General features: G+C 69.5%; 15 protein-coding genes and 1 pseudogene. 9 read left to right on the plus strand and 7 right to left on the minus strand.

All coding sequences use genetic code 11. From position 1 onward, the window contains the following. Window positions 1-37: 37 nt before the first annotated feature. The 7 genes and pseudogenes from ACFFIA_RS42065 to ACFFIA_RS42095 all read right to left on the minus strand — a co-directional run bounded on the left by ACFFIA_RS42065 (window position 38) and on the right by ACFFIA_RS42095 (window position 6299). Window positions 38-757, minus strand: a complete 720-nt coding sequence (locus tag ACFFIA_RS42065) for an enolase-like domain-containing protein (protein WP_512700744.1) — start codon at window positions 755-757, stop codon at window positions 38-40. A 65-nt stretch (window positions 758-822) separates the two neighbouring features. Beyond that, entirely contained in the window at window positions 823-1887 is a 1065-nt protein-coding gene (locus tag ACFFIA_RS42070) for a LacI family DNA-binding transcriptional regulator (protein WP_377262773.1), read from the minus strand. A 120-nt stretch (window positions 1888-2007) separates the two neighbouring features. After that, a pseudogene (locus ACFFIA_RS42075) lies at window positions 2008-2544 on the minus strand (acyl-CoA dehydrogenase family protein); the annotation flags it as partial. 264 nt (window positions 2545-2808) lie between these two features. After that, entirely contained in the window at window positions 2809-3717 is a 909-nt protein-coding gene (locus ACFFIA_RS42080) for an HpcH/HpaI aldolase/citrate lyase family protein (protein WP_377262776.1), read from the minus strand. Next, window positions 3714-4955, minus strand: coding sequence for a CaiB/BaiF CoA transferase family protein (locus tag ACFFIA_RS42085; protein WP_377262779.1), 1242 nt, complete (start codon window positions 4953-4955; stop codon window positions 3714-3716). Before ACFFIA_RS42085 ends, ACFFIA_RS42080 begins: the two co-directional genes overlap by 4 nt. After that, window positions 4952-5485 (minus strand): MaoC family dehydratase, encoded by a 534-nt coding sequence (locus ACFFIA_RS42090; protein WP_377262782.1) that lies wholly within the window; start codon window positions 5483-5485, stop codon window positions 4952-4954. The genes ACFFIA_RS42085 and ACFFIA_RS42090 overlap by 4 nt, the downstream gene beginning before the upstream one ends. Window positions 5486-5573: 88 nt before the next feature. Further along, a complete protein-coding gene (locus tag ACFFIA_RS42095; RefSeq protein WP_377262785.1) occupies window positions 5574-6299 on the minus strand; it encodes a FadR/GntR family transcriptional regulator in 726 nt (241 codons plus the stop codon). 134 nt (window positions 6300-6433) lie between these two features. On the opposite strand from ACFFIA_RS42095, the gene ACFFIA_RS42100 reads away from it, so the two are divergent. From ACFFIA_RS42100 to ACFFIA_RS42140, 9 genes are all read left to right on the plus strand, one after another. Further along, complete coding sequence (locus ACFFIA_RS42100) at window positions 6434-7324, plus strand: IclR family transcriptional regulator (protein WP_377262788.1); 891 nt, start codon at window positions 6434-6436, stop codon at window positions 7322-7324. Continuing rightward, the gene (locus ACFFIA_RS42105; RefSeq protein WP_377262790.1) at window positions 7321-8571 is read left to right on the plus strand and encodes a CaiB/BaiF CoA transferase family protein; all 1251 of its coding nucleotides are present in this window, start codon (window positions 7321-7323) and stop codon (window positions 8569-8571) included. The genes ACFFIA_RS42100 and ACFFIA_RS42105 overlap by 4 nt, the downstream gene beginning before the upstream one ends. Then, the gene (locus ACFFIA_RS42110) at window positions 8558-10456 is read left to right on the plus strand and encodes a CocE/NonD family hydrolase (RefSeq protein WP_377262793.1); all 1899 of its coding nucleotides are present in this window, start codon (window positions 8558-8560) and stop codon (window positions 10454-10456) included. The genes ACFFIA_RS42105 and ACFFIA_RS42110 overlap by 14 nt, the downstream gene beginning before the upstream one ends. 116 nt (window positions 10457-10572) lie before the next feature. Further along, window positions 10573-12099 (plus strand): ABC transporter substrate-binding protein, encoded by a 1527-nt coding sequence (locus ACFFIA_RS42115; RefSeq protein WP_377262796.1) that lies wholly within the window; start codon window positions 10573-10575, stop codon window positions 12097-12099. Between the two features lie 28 nt (window positions 12100-12127). Continuing rightward, window positions 12128-13069, plus strand: a complete 942-nt coding sequence (locus ACFFIA_RS42120) for an ABC transporter permease (RefSeq protein WP_377262799.1) — start codon at window positions 12128-12130, stop codon at window positions 13067-13069. Further along, window positions 13066-15015: a dipeptide/oligopeptide/nickel ABC transporter permease/ATP-binding protein gene (locus ACFFIA_RS42125; RefSeq protein ID WP_377262801.1), complete on the plus strand. Its 1950-nt coding sequence runs from the start codon at window positions 13066-13068 to the stop codon at window positions 15013-15015. The genes ACFFIA_RS42120 and ACFFIA_RS42125 overlap by 4 nt, the downstream gene beginning before the upstream one ends. After that, complete coding sequence (locus ACFFIA_RS42130; protein WP_377262804.1) at window positions 14981-16015, plus strand: ABC transporter ATP-binding protein; 1035 nt, start codon at window positions 14981-14983, stop codon at window positions 16013-16015. The genes ACFFIA_RS42125 and ACFFIA_RS42130 overlap by 35 nt, the downstream gene beginning before the upstream one ends. After that, window positions 16012-16209: an alpha/beta fold hydrolase gene (locus tag ACFFIA_RS42135; RefSeq protein WP_377262807.1), complete on the plus strand. Its 198-nt coding sequence runs from the start codon at window positions 16012-16014 to the stop codon at window positions 16207-16209. Before ACFFIA_RS42130 ends, ACFFIA_RS42135 begins: the two co-directional genes overlap by 4 nt. Window positions 16210-16223: 14 nt before the next feature. Next, window positions 16224-17051, plus strand: coding sequence for a sugar phosphate isomerase/epimerase family protein (locus ACFFIA_RS42140; RefSeq protein ID WP_377262810.1), 828 nt, complete (start codon window positions 16224-16226; stop codon window positions 17049-17051). Window positions 17052-17055 lie beyond the last annotated feature (4 nt).

Genomic DNA, 17055 nt, shown 5'->3' on the forward strand with positions numbered 1-17055 from the left:
ATGGACACCCACTAAACCTGTACATTCCACCCTGAAGTTAACAAACCACCGCTAGTCGCTTGCCGAGCTTGGCCGCTTGGATGGGGGTCAGGCGGTGGTGTGCGTCGTGCAGCAGGGGCAGCTCAGGGCCGAACTCGGCGCGGACGGCCTCGAACACCGACGGAATGTGGCGTAGGTACGCGGCGGTGTCCCAGGTCTCCTCGACCGGGCGGGGCGCTCGACGGGCGGGATCGTAGTCGTAGCGTCCCCCACCGTCCGGGGTCGCCGACGAGGCCACACCGTATACCGTCGCCATGCCCGGCACGCCGGTCTGCACCCGCACAGCTTGGTAGCCCAGCCCCAGATGCGCCCGGATCGAGTCGAACAGTTCGGGCAGGTCCCTCCCACTCGCGTGTCCGTAGGTAAGGCAACCGGTCCGGCACCTACCGCCCAGGAGTTGGTACAGCGGAAGGCCGGCGGACTTCGCTTTGATGTCCCACAGGGCGGTGTCCACTGCGGCGATGGCCGCCATGGTCACCGGTCCGCGCCGCCAGTACGCGCCACGGTAGAGGTACTGCCAGGTGTCCTCGATGCGGTGCGCGTCCCGTCCGATCAGCAGCGGGACGACGTGGTCGGCCAGGTAGCTGGCCACGGCGAGTTCGCGGCCGTTCAGCGTCGCGTCGCCCAGTCCGACGTGCCCGTCCGATGTGGTGATGCGCAGCGTGACGAAATTTCGTCCAGGGCTCGTGACGAGGACTTCCGCGGACGCGATATGCATGCTTGTCACCTTCCGGCTGTACAGCTTCGTGAACTCGCGACCGGATCATTTCGGCACGGCGTGGACTAGCGTGGCAACCGGTTGCCACGAGTTGTCTTCGTCGGGTTCGGCCGACGCCCCGGACAGCGCCGAGCGGTCGAGTCCCGGATGATCAGGCGGACCGGCAGCACCATCGGCTGCCCGGTGTGTCCGGTCGCGCCATCGATCATGGTGAGCAGATGCTTCGTGGCGGCCGCCCCTTGGGCGAACAGTGGCGCCGCGATGGTCGTCAGTCGGGGAGTGACCAGGTCGGCGGCGACGATGTCGTCGAAGCCGACCACGCTGACGTCGCCTGGAACGTCGATTCCCAGTTGGCTCAGACCACGGATGAGCCCTATTGCCATCTGGTCGTTGTAGGTGATCACGGCCGTCGTGGGCCGTCGGCGCAACTCGTCGGCCGCCGCCCTCCCGCCATCAATAGTGGGACTGAACGGTCCGATCCGGCGGATCTTGATGTCGAGTGCCGTGGCCGCTTCGAGCACGGATCGCCAGCGGATCCCGTTCGCCCACGACGGCTCTGGCCCGGCGGCGTAGGTGATGTGGTCATGCCCCAACTCTCTGAGGTGTTCGGCCGCCCGGCGGGCACCATGCGGATTGTCGGTCACCACACAGGGGATGTCCGGAATATCCCGGTTTAGGACCACGATCGGCCGCTGCTTGGAGATCATCCGGATGGCGGCGTCCGACAGGCGGCTGCTGGCCAGGACGACGCCGTCGACGATCGGCAGCGCCCGCTCCAGCGCGGCGCGTTCCAAACGGTCCGACTCCTGTGCGTCGATCAACACCGTTGTCGACGCTGCATCAGCGGCGGCTTGCTGCACCCCTTGGACCAACTGCGCGAACACCGGGTTGGTGAAGTCGGCGACGACAAGAGCGATCAGATGGGTGCGCGCCGTGGTGAGTGCCCGAGCCAGTGGATTCGTCCGATACCCGAGTCGCTCGGCGACCTGCCGAACCCGTGCGGCTGTGTTCGAGTTGACGCGGCTCGGCTTGGAGAATGCCCTCGACACTGTCGAGGGCGCGACGCCGGCTTCGCGGGCGACGTCATAGATCGTGGTGCGCTTGACTGGCGATTGGTGGGGCTGGGACATCTCAGTGCTCCCGCAGCGGCAAACCGAGTGATCACTCTAAGCCACCCGTGACCTGCCGACCAATCACCGCGTGTGCTCCCCGCGGGGGCACCAGTCCGGCAGGCACTCGTGGCCGGCGCGCTAGCGAGTGTCTTTGAGTAGCCGTCGGGCCATGACGATGCGTTGGATCTGGTTGGTGCCCTCGTAGATCTGGGTGATCTTCGCGTCCCGCATCATCCGCTCCAAGGGGAAGTCGCGGGTGTAGCCGTAGCCGCTTAGCAACTGGGCCGCGTCGGTGGTAATAGCTATGGCCGTGTCGGAGGCGAAGCACTTGGCTGCGGCGCCGAAGAACGTCAGGTCCGGCTCGTCGCGTTCGGACTTGGCTGCGGCCGTGTAGGTCAGCTGCCTGGCCGCGGCGAGGCTGGCGTTCATGTCGGCGAGCATGAACTGTATGCCTTGGAAGTCGGCGATCGGCCGGCCGAACTGACGGCGTTGCTTGAGGTACCTGAGGGCGTAGTCATGGGCGGCTTGGCCGATGCCGACTGCCCCCGCGGCGATCGTCACCCGGGTGTGGTCCAGGGTGCGCAAGGCGGTGGCGAAGCCGGTGCCGGGTGTCCCGATCATCCGGGACGCGGGTATCCGGACGTTGTCCAGGTAGACCTCGCGGGTGGGCGAGCCGTCGGATGAGCCGGTGCCGGCGAGGTCGACGAGCAGGCTGGCGTTTGCCGTGGTCGGCGAACCAGCGCGCCGAGGCGTCGTGGGCGACGCCGGATGCCAGGTCTTTGCGGTAGGGCAGCAGGGTCAGCAGTGCCGGCACTGCATGGTTGACGAGGGACGGTGCAGATCGGCGGACAACGTGACGTCGGGTTCCGAGGTGGGGACGCGTACGCCACGGAGCACCTCGATGGATGCCTTGTCGGGCATTGGCGTCTCCGGTGATGGCTATGAGTGGTGGCGCAGGCTTTCGAGGGCGCGTAGGTAGATCGGGTGGTCGACGAACTTTCCGTCGACCCGCACGGCGGCCTGACCGTGTGCCCGAGCCTCCTCGAAGGCGGCCACGATGCGGCGTGCTCGCTGTACGTCCTCCTGGCTCGTCTCGGCGTACGCCAGGTCGACCGTTTCGTTCTGACGGGGATGCAGTGTGATGCGGCCCTGGAACCCGAGCCGCCGGGACCGCCGGCAGTCGCCGGCCAAGCCTTCGAGGTCATCCAGCCAGGTCCAGGGACCGTCGATCGGTGCGGTCAGGGCTGCGGCACGGGCCGCGATCACGAGCCTCGAGCGGGCATATTGAAGCTCCGCCGCCTCCGGCGTGAGATCCACGCCGAGGTCGGCGGTGAGGTCGCCGGACCCGAGTAGCGCGGTGAGGACTCGCGGTGGTGCGCCGGCCAGGATGTCGTCGCAGCGGGCGACGCCGGCGGCGGTCTCGATCAGTGGAAGGAGGCGGACCGCGCCGGTCGGTAGGCCTGCGGCCTGTTCGACACCGGTGATGAGGGCGTCGGCTTCCGCCAGTTCGCTGGGATCCTGGACCTTGGGCAGGATCACCGCGCCAGGGCCCGCGGCGACGACGGCGGTGAGGTCGTCGGCGAGCAGGCCGGAGCCGGTGCCGTTGACACGTACCGCCACGGCTCGCCCGCGGTATGCCGGCAGCCAGTCTTGGGCGGCAGCCCGCGCGGCCGCCTTCCTCTCGCTGGCGACCGCGTCCTCCAGGTCCATGACCACTACGTCGGACCGGAGTCCGCACGCCTTGCGTAGCTTGCCTTCGTCGCTGGCGGGTACGAAGAGCCACGACCGCCGGGGACGGTCGTCGAAAATCGCCGGAGGGCTGTTGTCGACGCCGGATCCGGGGTTCACCGTTCGCTCACAGCTGTGGAGGGAGCCGGTCTGGCCGGCGGCTCCGCGCCGAAGACGTGCGCCGCCCGGAGCCGCTCGACGACGGTCTGGTCGTAGCCGAGCAGGCCGGTAAGGATCTCCTCGGTGTGCTCGCCGCGGCGTGGCGCACGATGGTGCCGCCTACGGTCAATCCCGACCCGCACCGGCGATCGGACCATCCTCACCTGGCCGAAGACCGGGTGGTCGGCAGTTACGACGAGCCGCCGCGCGGCGGTTTGTTCCTCGTCAAGGGCCTGGGAGACGTCGTTGACCGGCGCGCAGGGTACGGCGGCGGCGCGTAACAGGTCCAGCCACTGTGCGACGGTCCGGGTGGCCAGGACACCGTCGAGGATGTCCTGGAGTTCGGCTTGGTGTACGGCCCGGTCCTTGAAGGTGGCGAACCGTGGGTCGCCGGCGAGCTCGGGCCGGTCGAGCGCCTTGACCAGACGATGCCAGAACTTTTCCTTCGCGCACCCGAGGACAAGCCAGCCGTCCTTGGCGGAAAAGACCTGGAACGGTACCAGAGACGGGTGCGCCGAGCGGCGTGTGCGCCCTGGTTCGTACCCGGCGTTGAGGTGCCATGTCGCTAGGTAGGTCAGCATGCCCATCGCGGTGTCGTAAAGGCTGAGATCGCAGTCCATTCCTACGCCGTCGCGGCGGGCGGCGTGGACCCCTGCCAGCAGCGAAATGGCCGCTACGAGGCCACCGCTGTAATCCACAAGGGATGGTCCGGTCTTGGCTGGCGGCCCGTCGGGTTCGCCGGTGAGCGTCATCCATCCGGCGAGCCCCTGCAACACGTAGTCGTAGCCGGGCTCCGCCGATCGCGGCCCGGTCATTCCGAATCCGGAGAGCGAGCAGCAGACGATGCGGGGGTTGACCTCCTTGAGGTCGTCGTACCGGATGTGCAGCTTGGCCGGCACGTCGCCGCGGAGGTTGGAGTACACGGCGTCGGCGTTGCGGACCAGGTCTTCGAAGACCGCGCGCCCCTGCGGATGGCGGATGTCCAGGCCGATGCTGCGCTTGTTTCGGTTGAATGTCTCGAAGAACAGCGAGTCCTCGCCGTCGGCGTACGGGGGGACGTACCGGCCGACGTCACCGCCGGCCTCCGGGTCCTCAATCTTGATCACGTCGGCGCCGAGGTCGGCGAGGTGCACCGAGCCGAACGGGCCGGCCCCGTACTGTTCCAGGGCGATGACGCGGATGTCGGCCAGCGGCATCATGGCCGCTCCTCGGCCGTCGCGGTGAACGGTGTCGTGGCGGTCGGGAAGCTGCGGCGTGCGCCCTCCGCGCCGCGCTTGTACACATAGAAGGTGCGCAGAAACGACAGGACCTCGTCGCCGTGCTGGTTGAGCGCCCGCGTCTTGATCGTGACGATACCGGCCTGTGGCCGACTGGCGGACTCTCGCACCGCCACCACCATGGATTCGGACCACAAGGTGTCCCCGGCGAACACCGGCCGGGAGAGGACCACGTTGTCGAAGCCGAGGTTGGCGAACGCGTTGAACGTCGTGTCGATGACGCTCTGCCCGACGGTGATGGCGAGCGTCAGGGTCGAGACCACCAGCGACCGGCCGAACTCGGAGGAGCGGCCGGTCTCGGCGTTGAAGTGCGTCTCGGCCGTGTTCATGGTCAGCAGCGTGAACCAGGTGTTGTCCGTCTCGGTGATCGTCCGGCCCAGGGGGTGCTGGTAGACGTCGTCGATCTCGAAGTCTTCGAAGAAGCGGCCCTGCCAGCCTGGCTTGATCGTCACTGCGGTTCCCTCCCGTCATCGCGACGCGACGATGATCAACAGACGGAGTCGCGTCGCCCGGGAGCATAAACCTCTGAGGTTTAGGTGGTCAATCGCCGGGATTCAGCTCGCGGTCGATGCGCTTGTACGTCCGTGTGAGGTACCTCAGGTGAGCCCTGGCCGCCTCGCGCGCGCCCGCCTGGTCGCGGGCCTCGAGGTGGCCGAGGATCTCGCGATGGTCGGCGTCGACCTGATGCCAGAACCGCTCTGGCGCGCGGTCGCGCAGGAGGCGCTCCTTGATCACCGCGAAGATGGGCTCCACGACCATCTCGATCATCGGGTTGTGCGCGGCCCGCAGCACTGCGATGTGGAAGTCGCGGTTCGAGGTGAACACCGTCGCCGGATCGACCTGGTCGGGATCGAACAGGGCCTGGCGGATCGCTGAGATCTCCTGCGTGGTGTGGCGCAGGGCCGCCATCTCGGCCGCTGGCACCTCGAGCAGCTCCCTCATCTCCAGCAGGGCCGCGATCGACACGTGGGTACCGGCGGTCAATCGCACCAGGGAGTTCTGCAAGGTCTCGCTGACCTGTTCGGGATCGGGGGGCGCCACGAAGACTCCGCCGGCCACGCCGCGCCGGATCGTGACGAAGCCCTGGCTCGCGAGGGCGCGGAGCGCCTCCCGGGCGGTGCTGCGACTGACCTTGAAGCGGCTGGACATCTCCGGCTCGGTCGGAAGCCGATCCCCGGGACGCAGTTCTCCGGCGAGGATCTGGTCGCGGATCGCCTCCGCGAGCCGGTCGTACGCGGTCGCCACTGATCCACTCCGGCCAGGCATCGTCCCCACCCTGATTTTGATCACGAAGAGCGCTCGAGGCCGGCAGCCCCGCCAGCTTTCTTGACGGACCGTCGACCCGACGTTAACGTACCCCAAAAGCTCAGAGGTTTCATCACTGTGAAGCCCGTGTGTCGATGAGTCCACAGGCGGCGATCGGTTCGCTCTTGCGTTCGCGGCAACACCGCCTTAACGTGCCCTTACTCATCTGGCAAAACTTATTCTCACCACATGAGAGGGCTGCAGTGAGTCAAGCGGCGGAGAAGGCGTTGATGGTGTTGGAGCATGTGACCTCGGCCAGGGAACCGGTCAGTGCCATGGCGGTCGCCGGGGAGTTGGGGCTGGACAAGTCCACCGGCTCGCGCCTGCTCGCGATGCTGACCGAGCGGGGCTGGCTGGTGCGCGACGACCGGACCCGCCTGTACAGCGTGGGACCGACGATGGTGCGGCTCGGTGCGAGCGCCGCGGCGGCGAGCACCTCGTTGCGGGTGATCCTGCTGCCGTTGCTGACCCGGTTGCGCGACCACACGGAGGAGACGGTCAGCTTCCACCGGCTCATCGGTGACCGCCGGGTCTGCGTCGCCGGGGTGGAGAGCGAGCGGGTTATCCGGCGCGCGTTGCCGATCGGTGAGGCGTTCGCTTTACACATCGGACCGACGGGCAAGGCGATCCTGGCCTTCGTCGATCCGGCGCAACGCGAGCAGGTGCTGCAGGCGGCGGGGACAGAGGCGGACCAGGTGCGCGCGTACCTCGACGCGGCGGTCCGGACCGGTGTGGTGTCGACCGATGGCGACCACGCCCCCGAGGTCGCCGGCCTCTCCGTGCCCGTGTTCGACCAGACCGGGGTCTTCGGCGCGCTGACCGTGGCCGGGCCGGTGCACCGGTGGGTGCCGGCGCTGCGGGCCCAGGCCGCGCCGGTGGTGCTGGCGGCCGCCCGGTCATTGTCGGAGTCGCTGGGCGCGTCCAGTGGCCGGTACTTGGGCTGGGAGAAGACATTGCAGGCCGTGCCGCAGGGAGCGCCGGCGTGAGCCGCGGCGGGATGCTGGACGGTTGCACCGTCCTGGACATGTCGACGCTGTTCGCCGCGCCGCTGGCCGCGACGCTACTGGCCGACCACGGCGCCGACGTCATCAAGATCGAGCATCCGCGTGGCGACGACCTACGCCACTGGGGGCCGCGCAAGGACGGCCACGCCCTGTGGTGGAAGGTCGTCAACCGCAACAAGCGCAACCTCGCGATCGACCTGCACCACCCTGCCGGGCAGGAGGTGGTGCGGCGGCTCGCCGGTACCGCGGACGTGCTCATCTCCAACTTCCGTCCGGGCCGGCTCGACGCGTGGGGCCTGGGCTGGTCCGTGCTGCACGAGCTGAACCCGCGGCTGATCCTGGCCGAGGTCACGGGCTTTGGGCAGCGCGGCCCGTACAGCGGACTGCCCGGGTTCGGCACCCTCGCCGAGTCAATGAGCGGGTTCGCCGCGGTCAGCGGTGAGCAGGACGGACCGCCGTTGCTGCCGCCGTTCGGGCTCGCCGACGGGATCGCCGGCGTCACCACCGCGTTCGCCGTCGCCGGTGCTCTGTGGGCACGGGAGCGTAGCGGCGTCGGGGTCCGTATCGACACCGCGCTGTACGAACCGTTGATGTGGATCGTCGGCAGCCACCTCGTCGAGTACGACCAGCTCGGTATCGTCCAGGAGCGGATGGGCAACAAGGTGCCGCAGATAGTGCCGCGCAACGCCTACCGTACGAGCGACAACCAGTGGGTGGCCCTGTCCGGCGCCGCCCAGGCGGTCACCGCCCGGCTCTTCGCCATTGTCGGCCGACCTGACATGGTCGAGGACTCCCGGTTCGCCACCAACGCCGCCCGCCTGCGGCACCGAGACGAGATCGACTCGATCCTGGGCAAGTGGATAGGCGAGCGCACCCAGCAGGAAGTCGTCACCGCCCTGCGGCAGGGGGACGTCGCCATCGCCCCCATCTACGACGCGACCCACATCCTCGCCGATTCGCATTTTCGCGACCGCGGCAGCATCGTCCAGGTCGCGGACGACGATCTCGGCATGCTCCAGATGCAGGGCGTCTTCCCGGTCGTCGACGGCCGGCCCGGATCGGTGCGCTGGAGCGGAAACAGCCACATCGGCGCCGACACGACATCGATCCTCAGTGGACTCGGATACAGCGACGCGGAGATCCAAGCCATGCACGGGCAGGGCGCCGTCGCGGGCAGCCGCCCGCCCGCGAGTCAGGAAGGCGAGGGCCGCGACGATGCCGACCGCTGAACCGACTGTCGAGATCCAGATCGTCCGGGACGCCCGCGTGCCCGGACCGTACCCCGGCTACACGCTCTCCGCCGATCTGTTCCTGCCCGCCGGGGGTACACCGGTCCCGGCGCTGGTCACCGTCCTTCCGTACCGCACGGATCTCGGCGGCGCGCACGATGCGTCGTACCGCTGGCTTGCACGGCACGGATACGCCTGCGTGCTGGTGAACCAGGCGGGCGTCGGGTCGTCCGACGGCCTGCCGCACCAGCCGTGGGGGCCCGGCGAGACCGACGACGCCGTCGCGGCGATCCGGTGGGCCGCGGCACAGCCGTGGTGTACCGGCGACGTCGGCATGTGGGGCACCTCCCACGGCGGCTTCACCTCCATGGCCGCGGCCGGCCGGGGCCTGCCCGCGCTGAAGGCGATCATCGCGATGGAGAACGCCCTGGACGTCGAGCACGACATCATGCACCCGGCCGGCGAGCGTGGCGACTTCCTGCGACTGGCCTCGTGGGGCGGGCGGATGCTTCTCCAGCAGATCCTGCCGCCACTTCGGAATCACACATCCCTGGCCGAGCAGCGCCGGTGGCGCCGGCGGCTGCACGAGGTCGAGCCCTACCTCGTCGAGTTGGCGAGTATGGGGCCGGGTGATCCCCGGTGGCGCGAGCGCGCCGTCGACCCGACCGCCGTGACCGTGCCGACGATGTGCGTGGGCGGCTGGTACGACCCGTACGCAGACGCGGTGCCACGCGCGTACGAACAGCTGACCGTCCCCAAGAAGCTCATCATGGGCCCGTGGGGTCACGTGTTACCGCACGAGTCGCCCTCTGATCCCATCGACTTTCTCGCCATCGCGCTGCGATGGTGGAACCGCTGGCTGCGCGGTATCGACGACGGGTTCATGGACGAACCCGAAGTCGTCCTCCATGTGCGGGGCCACAACGCCGGGTGGCGAGCGTTCGAGGCGTGGCCGCCCGGCAAGGACCAACTGGTGCTGGGGACCGGGGCCAGCACGGTCCTGTGCACCACACCCCGCGCGGAAACCGCGCCCGCGCCGATCGCCGCCTACGACCCGGATCCGACCGCCGGAGCGCTCAGCGGCCTGCGCGGCGTCGCCGCCCCCGCCCGCCCGCTCGACCAGCACACCGACGACATGCGTGCCCTCCATTTCACCAGCGAGCCGTTGCCCGCCGACGTGTTGCTCTGCGGCCGTCCCGAGGTCTCGGTCCGGGTCGCCGGTACTGGTGCACTGCCGCAGCGGCTGGTCGTACGGCTGACCGACGTGGACCCCGACGGCCGGTCGACGTTCGTGACCGACGGGATCCACCGTCCCGGCGCGCCGGCGGCCGAACATCGGGTGACGCTCGGCGCCGCCGCGTACCGGCTACGGGCGGGCCACCGGCTTCGCCTCGTGGTCGGCGATGCCGACTTCCCGCGGCTGACCCCGCTGCCGGAGCCGGCGGCCTTCCAGGTCACCGCCGTGGCCGTGGTTCTCGCCACGGTGGCCGACGACGCCGGCAGCCCGGTGGACGTGCCGCCGCTCGGCACCGCCCCGACCGACCGGCGCGACCGGCAAGCCGGGTGGGCGCTCACCCGTGCCCCGGTCGCAGACAGCGTCGAGATCAGCGTCGGCAGTGAGACCGGCCCGGTGCTCACGCCGGACGGGCACCGCCTCACCACAAACTCGGACGTCCGGGCGCGGGTGCGCCGCGACCACCCTGAGGAATCCGTCGTCACGGCCATGCACACGGGCACGGTCCGTACCGATGCCGGCGAGACGATCGCCGGCCACGTCACGCTGCGCTGCACGCAGACTGCGCTGCACGCGCGCGCGACCCTGACCATCGACGGGCTCACCACCTACGAGAAGGCATGGGACGTGCCGCTCGTCCCGCTCAGCTGAGCGGCGTGGGCGACGCGGCCCGGCCGCGATCCGCAATCTTCCACTTTGGAGCGCATATGTCACCGATACGAAAAGGCACCCCCGTTCCCGGACCGTTCCGCGTCAGCCGGCGCGCCTTGCTCAAGACGACCGGCGCGGCGGCCGCGGCGACCGTATTCGCCGGCGCCTGCTCCGGCGACAGCGGCGGCACCTCGCCGTCCGGGCCGGCCACGACGCTCACCATTGGACAGACATACGGCCCTAACAGCCTCGACCCGGCGAAGACCAACGGCGCGTTGCAGATGTACGTGTGGCCCGCCTACGAACCGCTGGTGTACTGGGCGCCGGACGGCAGCCTCCAGCCGCGGTTGGCGACATCGTGGAAGTACGTCGGCACGGGCAACACGCGGTTCGAGATGACGCTGCGGCCCGGCGTCAAGTTCAGCGACGGTTCACCACTGAACGCGGAGGTCGTCAAGGCGAACATCGAGTACGCCAAACAGGCCGGCGGCGAGATCGTCCCGCTGCTGGCACCGATCGCGTCCGTCGAGGCCGTGGACGAGCTCACCGTAGGGCTGTCGCTGTCCGAGCCGTTCCCGCTGCTGCCCACGCTCTTCACGCAGAGCCGCGGCTCTGGCCGCCCGATCAGCGGCGAGGCGCTACGGCGGCCCGAGAAGCTGGCCACGGAGTCGTTCGGAGCGGGGCCGTACATGCTGGACCCCGCGGCGACCGTCGCCAACGACCACTACGCGTACGTGCCCAACCCGCACTACTGGGACACGGCGTCGGTGCGCTACGAGAAGGTCGTCGTCAAGATCCTGCCGAACCCGAACACCGCATTGGCGGCGCTCAAGACCGGCCAGGTCGACGTCATGCCCGGCAGCCCCACCACGATCGAAGCCGCCAAGGCCGCCGGCCTGGACGTGCGGCACGCGCCGGTCTCCTTCTCCGGCCTGGCGTTCGCCGACCGTACCGGCGATCTCGTCCCGGCCCTTGGCGACGTACGGGTCCGGCAGGCCATCAACCACGCACTGGACCGGGAGAAGATCACGAAGGGCCTGTTCGGTGAGTACGGTGCCCCGGCACAGCAGATCGTCGCGCCGGGCATGGACGGCTACAACGACACCACCTTCTACAACTACGACGTGGCCAGGGCGCGGCAGCTGATGGCCGAGGCGGGCTACGCGGACGGCTTCGACCTGCCGGTGCTGACCAGCGCCAACACCAACCTGATGGGGCAGGCGATCGCGGACGAGCTCAGGCAGATCGGCGTCCGGGTGAGGATTTCCAACCAGGCGGAGGCGGCGAACTACCTCAAGGAGATGGCGACCGGGAAGTTCGCCGCGTACGTCATCGGCTATGGCATGAACCAGGTCGTGCTGATGGGCCCGAACCTCTTCCTGCCAAAGTCGGTGCAGTTCAACCCGCGCAAGAGCTCCGACCGGCAGATCGAGGCCTGGTATCAGCAGGCGCTCGCGGTCGACGACGCGGCCCGGGGCGAGCTGACGAAGAAGATCGTGGCACGCCTCGCCGAGCAGGCGTGGTTCGCCCCGGTCACCTACACCTCGGCGTCGGTCTACTCCCGGTCCACCGTGTCGGACGTGCAGATCACGGCGCAGCGCCCTTCGCTGTACCCGCTCGAGTGGAAGCCCGCGACGGCCTAGCCGGGCCCGAGGAGAGCGAGGAACTCACGTGGCGCGACTTGTCATTCGCCGGCTACTGGTGTCAATACCTCTAATTCTGGTCGTCACCTTGTTGACGTTCCTGCTTCAGGCGGCGGCACCGGGCGATACGGCCCGGACGATCCTGGGCGAGAACTACACACCCGAGGCGTACGAGCAGTTGCGTCACCAGTTGGGCCTGGACCGTCCGGTGCTGGTGCAGTACTGGGACTGGCTGACCGGTGCAGTGCGCGGCGACCTGGGCACCTCGCCGATCAGCGGGCTGGAGGTGAGCTCGGAGGTGGCGAACCGGCTCGGGGTCACCGTCTCCCTGGCGGTGGCGACCTCGCTGGTGGCGGTACTGATCGGTGTCGGCCTGGGCGTGGTCAGCGCGATCCGCGGCGGCTTCCTCGGCCGGCTGGTGGATGTCGTGTCGCTGCTCGGGCACGCCCTGCCGAGCTTCTGGCTCGGGCTGGTACTCGTCACCCTGTTCGCGGTCGCGATCCGGCTGCTGCCCGCCACCGGGTATGTACCGATCCAGCAGTCGCCCGAGGCGTGGGCGCGCAGCCTGGTGCTGCCGGTGGTCGCGTTGACCAGCGGTATCGTCGCCTCGCTCGCCAAGCAGACGCGGGACGCGATGCGTGAGGTCATGTCTCGCGAGTTCGTGCACGCGCTGCGCGCTCGGGGCGTCTCGGAGACGTCGATCATCTTCCGGCACGGGTTGCGGAATGCCTCGATCCCGATCCTGACCGTCGCCGGGCTGCTGTTCGTCGGCCTGTTGGAGGGCACGGTGCTGATCGAGGCCGTGTTCGCCATGCCCGGGCTTGGTGGACTGGCGATCCAGGCAACGACCCAGCACGACCTGTTGACGCTGCAAGGTGTGGCTCTGACGTACACGCTCTTCGTCGTCGTCGTGAACCTCGTGGTGGATCTCGCCTACGGTTGGCTCAACCCCAGGGTGCGTGTCGCATGACCACGACTTCGGGAACTGGGCCGGTCGGCCGGCGGCCGCGGCGACCGTGGCAGACGGTGCTGCGTCGACCGGTGGCGGTCGCCTCGCTCGGCTACCTTGTCGTCGCGCTCGCCGCGGCCGTGGCGGCACCGCTGTTCGCGCCGTACGATCCGACCGCCACCGACCTCAACCATGTGCTCGCCGGGCCGAGCGCCGGCCATCTGCTGGGCACCGACACGCTCGGCAGAGACGTGCTGAGCCGGTTGATGTACGGGGGGCAGGTGAGCCTGCTCGGCGTCGCGCAGGCCGTGGTGACCGTGCTGGCCATCGGGGTGCCGCTCGGGCTCCTGTCCGGCTTCCTCGGCGGATGGTTGGACCGGCTGATCAGCTCGATCGTCGACATCGCGCTGGCCATCCCCACACTGGTGATGCTGCTGGTCGTACTTGCCATCTTCGGCAGCAACCAGGCCGCCGCCATGATCACGCTCGGTGTGCTCGCCTCGCCCGGATTCGCCCGCGTGGTCCGGGGAGCCACCCTCGCCGTGCGGCACGAGCTGTACGTGGCGGCCGCCCGCGTCGCGGGGCTGCCGCCCCGGCAGATCATCGTCAAGCACATCCTCCCGCGGGTGGCCGGCCCGATCATCGTGCGCACGTCGCTGTTCGCCGGGGGTGCGCTGCTGGCCCAGAGTGGGCTGAGCTACCTCGGACTCGGGGTGCAGCCCCCCACCCCCACATGGGGCGGGATGGTCGCCGAGGCGTCCGTCGTCATCGACCAGCAGCCGTGGTTGCTGGTGCCGCCCGGTGTGGTGATCGGGCTTGCCATCCTCGCCTTCGGGCTGGTCGGCGACGCGGTCCGGGATGCCACCGCGGACCGGTCGCTGCGGCCAGCCGTCCGCCGTCCGCGTCGGGTGGCACCAGCGGTCAGCGACGGCGGGGCCGAGGCGTCCCGGTCCGCCCTGCTGTCGCTTCGCGGGGTGTCGGTGGAGCTGCCCACCGCCGACGGCCCGGCCATCGTTGTGCAGGGCCTCGACCTGGACATCGCCCCTGGCGAGACGGTCGGCCTGGTTGGTGAGTCGGGATGCGGAAAGTCGATGACCGGCCGCGCGATCCTGGGGCTGCTGCCGGAAGGCGGCCGGTTGAGCACCGGTCGAGTGGTCTTCGACGACATCGACCTGACCACCCTGGGCAGGCGGGCATTGCGGCGGCTGCGCGGGCGCCAGATCGCTCTGGTGTCGCAGGAGCCGATCGCCAGCCTCGACCCCGTCTACCCGGTGGGCCGGCAACTGGCCGAACTTGTCCGCTGCTACGACCGCCGGCTACCCCGAGCCGCCGTACGGAAACGGGTCCACGAACTGCTCGCCACCGTCAACCTGCCCAATCCAGAGCAGGTGGCGCGGCGGTACCCGCACGAGTTGTCCGGAGGAATGGCGCAGCGGGTCGCCATCGCGGCGGCCCTCGCCGGACGGCCCCGGCTGCTCATCGCCGACGAGCCGACCACCGCGCTGGACGTGACCGTACAGGCGGAGATCCTGGACCTGCTCCGCCGCCTCCAGCGGGAGACTGGCATGGCGATCCTGCTGGTCACCCACGACTGGGGTGTGGTCGCGGACATCTGCCGGCGCACCTACGTCATGTACGCCGGCCAGGCGGTCGAGGCCACCACCACGGAGCGCATGTTCGACCACCCCAAACACCCCTACACCGCCGGCCTTCTCGACTCCACACCACAGCCGGACCACAGGGGACACCGGCTGCCGGCGATCCCCGGCACCGTGCCCAGCCCTGGCCGGTGGCCGGACGGCTGCCGGTTCGCTCCCCGCTGCCCGTACGCGACCGCCGAATGCACCGCCGCCCCGGTGGCGTTCGCCGAACCGCAGCAGGGCCATCTGACCCGCTGCCTGCATCACGAGCAGGTCAACAAGGGAGGTGACCGTGACCGCACCGCAACCGCTGCTGGAACTGCTTGACCTCACCGTCGACTACCGCGCCGGCACCGGCCGCAGGCGACGCGCGCTGCGCGCGGTGGACCAGGTGAGCCTGACCCTGGCGGCCGGCCAGACGCTCGGCCTGGTCGGCGAATCCGGCTCCGGCAAGTCCACCATCGGCAACGCGGTGCTCGGCCTCACCGCCGTCACCAGTGGACAGATCCTCTTCCGGGGGCAGGACATCGCTCACGCCACCGCCGCACGACGGCGCGACCTCAGCCGGCACCTACAGGTGGTCTTCCAGGACCCGTACAGCTCGCTCAATCCGTCCCGCACGATCGGCCAGACCCTCACCGACCCGCTGCGCGCGCACGGCGGCACCAGCCGCGCCGAGGCCGCCGCGCGCGTCGGTGACCTGCTCGAACGCGTCGGCCTCAACGCCGACGCCGCCGGCCGCTACCCGGGCCAGTTTTCCGGTGGTCAGCGCCAGCGCATCGCCATCGCCCGGGCCCTGGTCCTGGAGCCAGAACTGATCATCTGCGACGAGCCCACCAGCAGCCTCGACCTGTCCGTCCAGGCTCAGGTCCTCAACCTCCTGCAGGACCTGCAGGACAAGCTCAACGTCGGGTACCTGTTCATCTCCCACGACATCGGAGTCATCCGCCACCTGTCCCACAACGTCGCCGTTCTCCTGCACGGCCACCTGGTCGAGTACGGAGCAGTCGACGCTGTCGCCGACCATCCCGCCCACCCCTACACCCGCACGCTCCTGGCCGCGACGCCGGTAGCCGACCCGCGTCACCAGGCGGCTCGCCGCGCCGCCCGCGGCCGTCTGGGCACACGGCCGTCCACCACGCCCGACCAGCACACCGGCTGCCCCTTCGCCAGCCGTTGTCCCTCCGTCATGGCCATCTGCGCGAGCCAGCGACCCGCCCCCCGATCGGCCGGGGCTACGCAGGCCGCCTGCCACCTGTACCCAGACCACACCACTGCCGATACGCCAGCGCCAACCACCGGCGCCAGCGCGGAAGGACGTATGTGAGCGACGCAATCCTGTCCACGACCGAATACGGCAACCCCACCGGCACACCGGTCGTGGCCCTGCACGGAGGCCGCTGCACCCGGGAGTACTGGCTACGAACGGCCACCGAAGGCATCCCGCGACGGCGCTGGATCTGCCCGGACCTGCGCGGGCACGGCAGGGTCACCCATACCGGGTCCGCGACGATCGCGTGAGGAGTGTCTATCCGATGTGGACGCTTTCAGGGTTCTCGGACGAAATCTCGGCAGACCTGCAAACGCAATGCCGCACGCTGGCGAGCCTCGGGCTGACGCACCTCGAGTTCCGCAGCGCCTGGGACGTCAACGTGCTGGACCTCGACGACGACCAACTCGACCTCGTGGCCGCGATGTTGCCGCGGTACGGGCTCGCCGTATCGTCAATCGGCTCGCCCATCGGCAAAGTCCCCATCGACGCCGACCTCGATGAGCACCTGCGGCGGTTCGACCGGGCACTGTACGTCGCCAAGGTGCTGGCGGCGCCGTACATCCGCGTCTTCTCCTTCCTCATGCCGGCCGGTTCCACGGCCCGTGACCACCGCGACGAGGTACTGCGGCGGATGACCGCACTCGCCGCACGCGCCGACGGCCACGATGTCGTTCTGCTCCACGAGAACGAGAAGGGCGTCTACGGCGACTCGCCAGAACGCTGCCGCGACCTCGTCGAGAGCGTCGGCTCACCGCGGCTGCGGCTCGCCTGGGATCCGGCCAACTACGTCCAGTGCGGCTTTCGCCCGTACACCGACGGCTACCGCCAGCTCCGCCCGTACCTTGAGTACGTGCAGGTCAAGGACGCGTTGCTGACGAGCGGAGCGGTGGTCCCGGCGGGGGCCGGGGACGGCGAGCTGCGCGACACGCTCGCGGCTCTGCACGCCGATGGGTTCGACGGGTTCTTCTCCCTGGAGCCGCACCTGGCCGAAGGCCACGACCTCGGCGGGTTCAGCGGGCCGGAGCTGTTCGCCACCGCCCACCGAGCGCTCGTGGACATCCTCCACGAGCAAGCGATCGCGTACCGGTAGGGGA

Source organism: Phytohabitans kaempferiae (assembly GCF_042433955.1).
GTDB lineage: Bacteria > Actinomycetota > Actinomycetes > Mycobacteriales > Micromonosporaceae > Phytohabitans > Phytohabitans kaempferiae.

Coding starts and splice junctions, on each gene's coding strand:
- ACFFIA_RS42140 (WP_377262810.1), top strand. CDS start 16,224: ATGTGGACGCTTTCAGGGTTCTCGGACGAAATCTCGGCAGACCTGCAA.
- ACFFIA_RS42125 (WP_377262801.1), top strand. CDS start 13,066: ATGACCACGACTTCGGGAACTGGGCCGGTCGGCCGGCGGCCGCGGCGA.
- ACFFIA_RS42100 (WP_377262788.1), top strand. CDS start 6,434: ATGAGTCCACAGGCGGCGATCGGTTCGCTCTTGCGTTCGCGGCAACAC.
- ACFFIA_RS42085 (WP_377262779.1), bottom strand. CDS start 4,955: ATGATGCCGCTGGCCGACATCCGCGTCATCGCCCTGGAACAGTACGGG.
- ACFFIA_RS42065 (WP_512700744.1), bottom strand. CDS start 757: ATGCATATCGCGTCCGCGGAAGTCCTCGTCACGAGCCCTGGACGAAAT.
- ACFFIA_RS42095 (WP_377262785.1), bottom strand. CDS start 6,299: ATGCCTGGCCGGAGTGGATCAGTGGCGACCGCGTACGACCGGCTCGCG.
- ACFFIA_RS42110 (WP_377262793.1), top strand. CDS start 8,558: ATGCCGACCGCTGAACCGACTGTCGAGATCCAGATCGTCCGGGACGCC.
- ACFFIA_RS42070 (WP_377262773.1), bottom strand. CDS start 1,887: ATGTCCCAGCCCCACCAATCGCCAGTCAAGCGCACCACGATCTATGAC.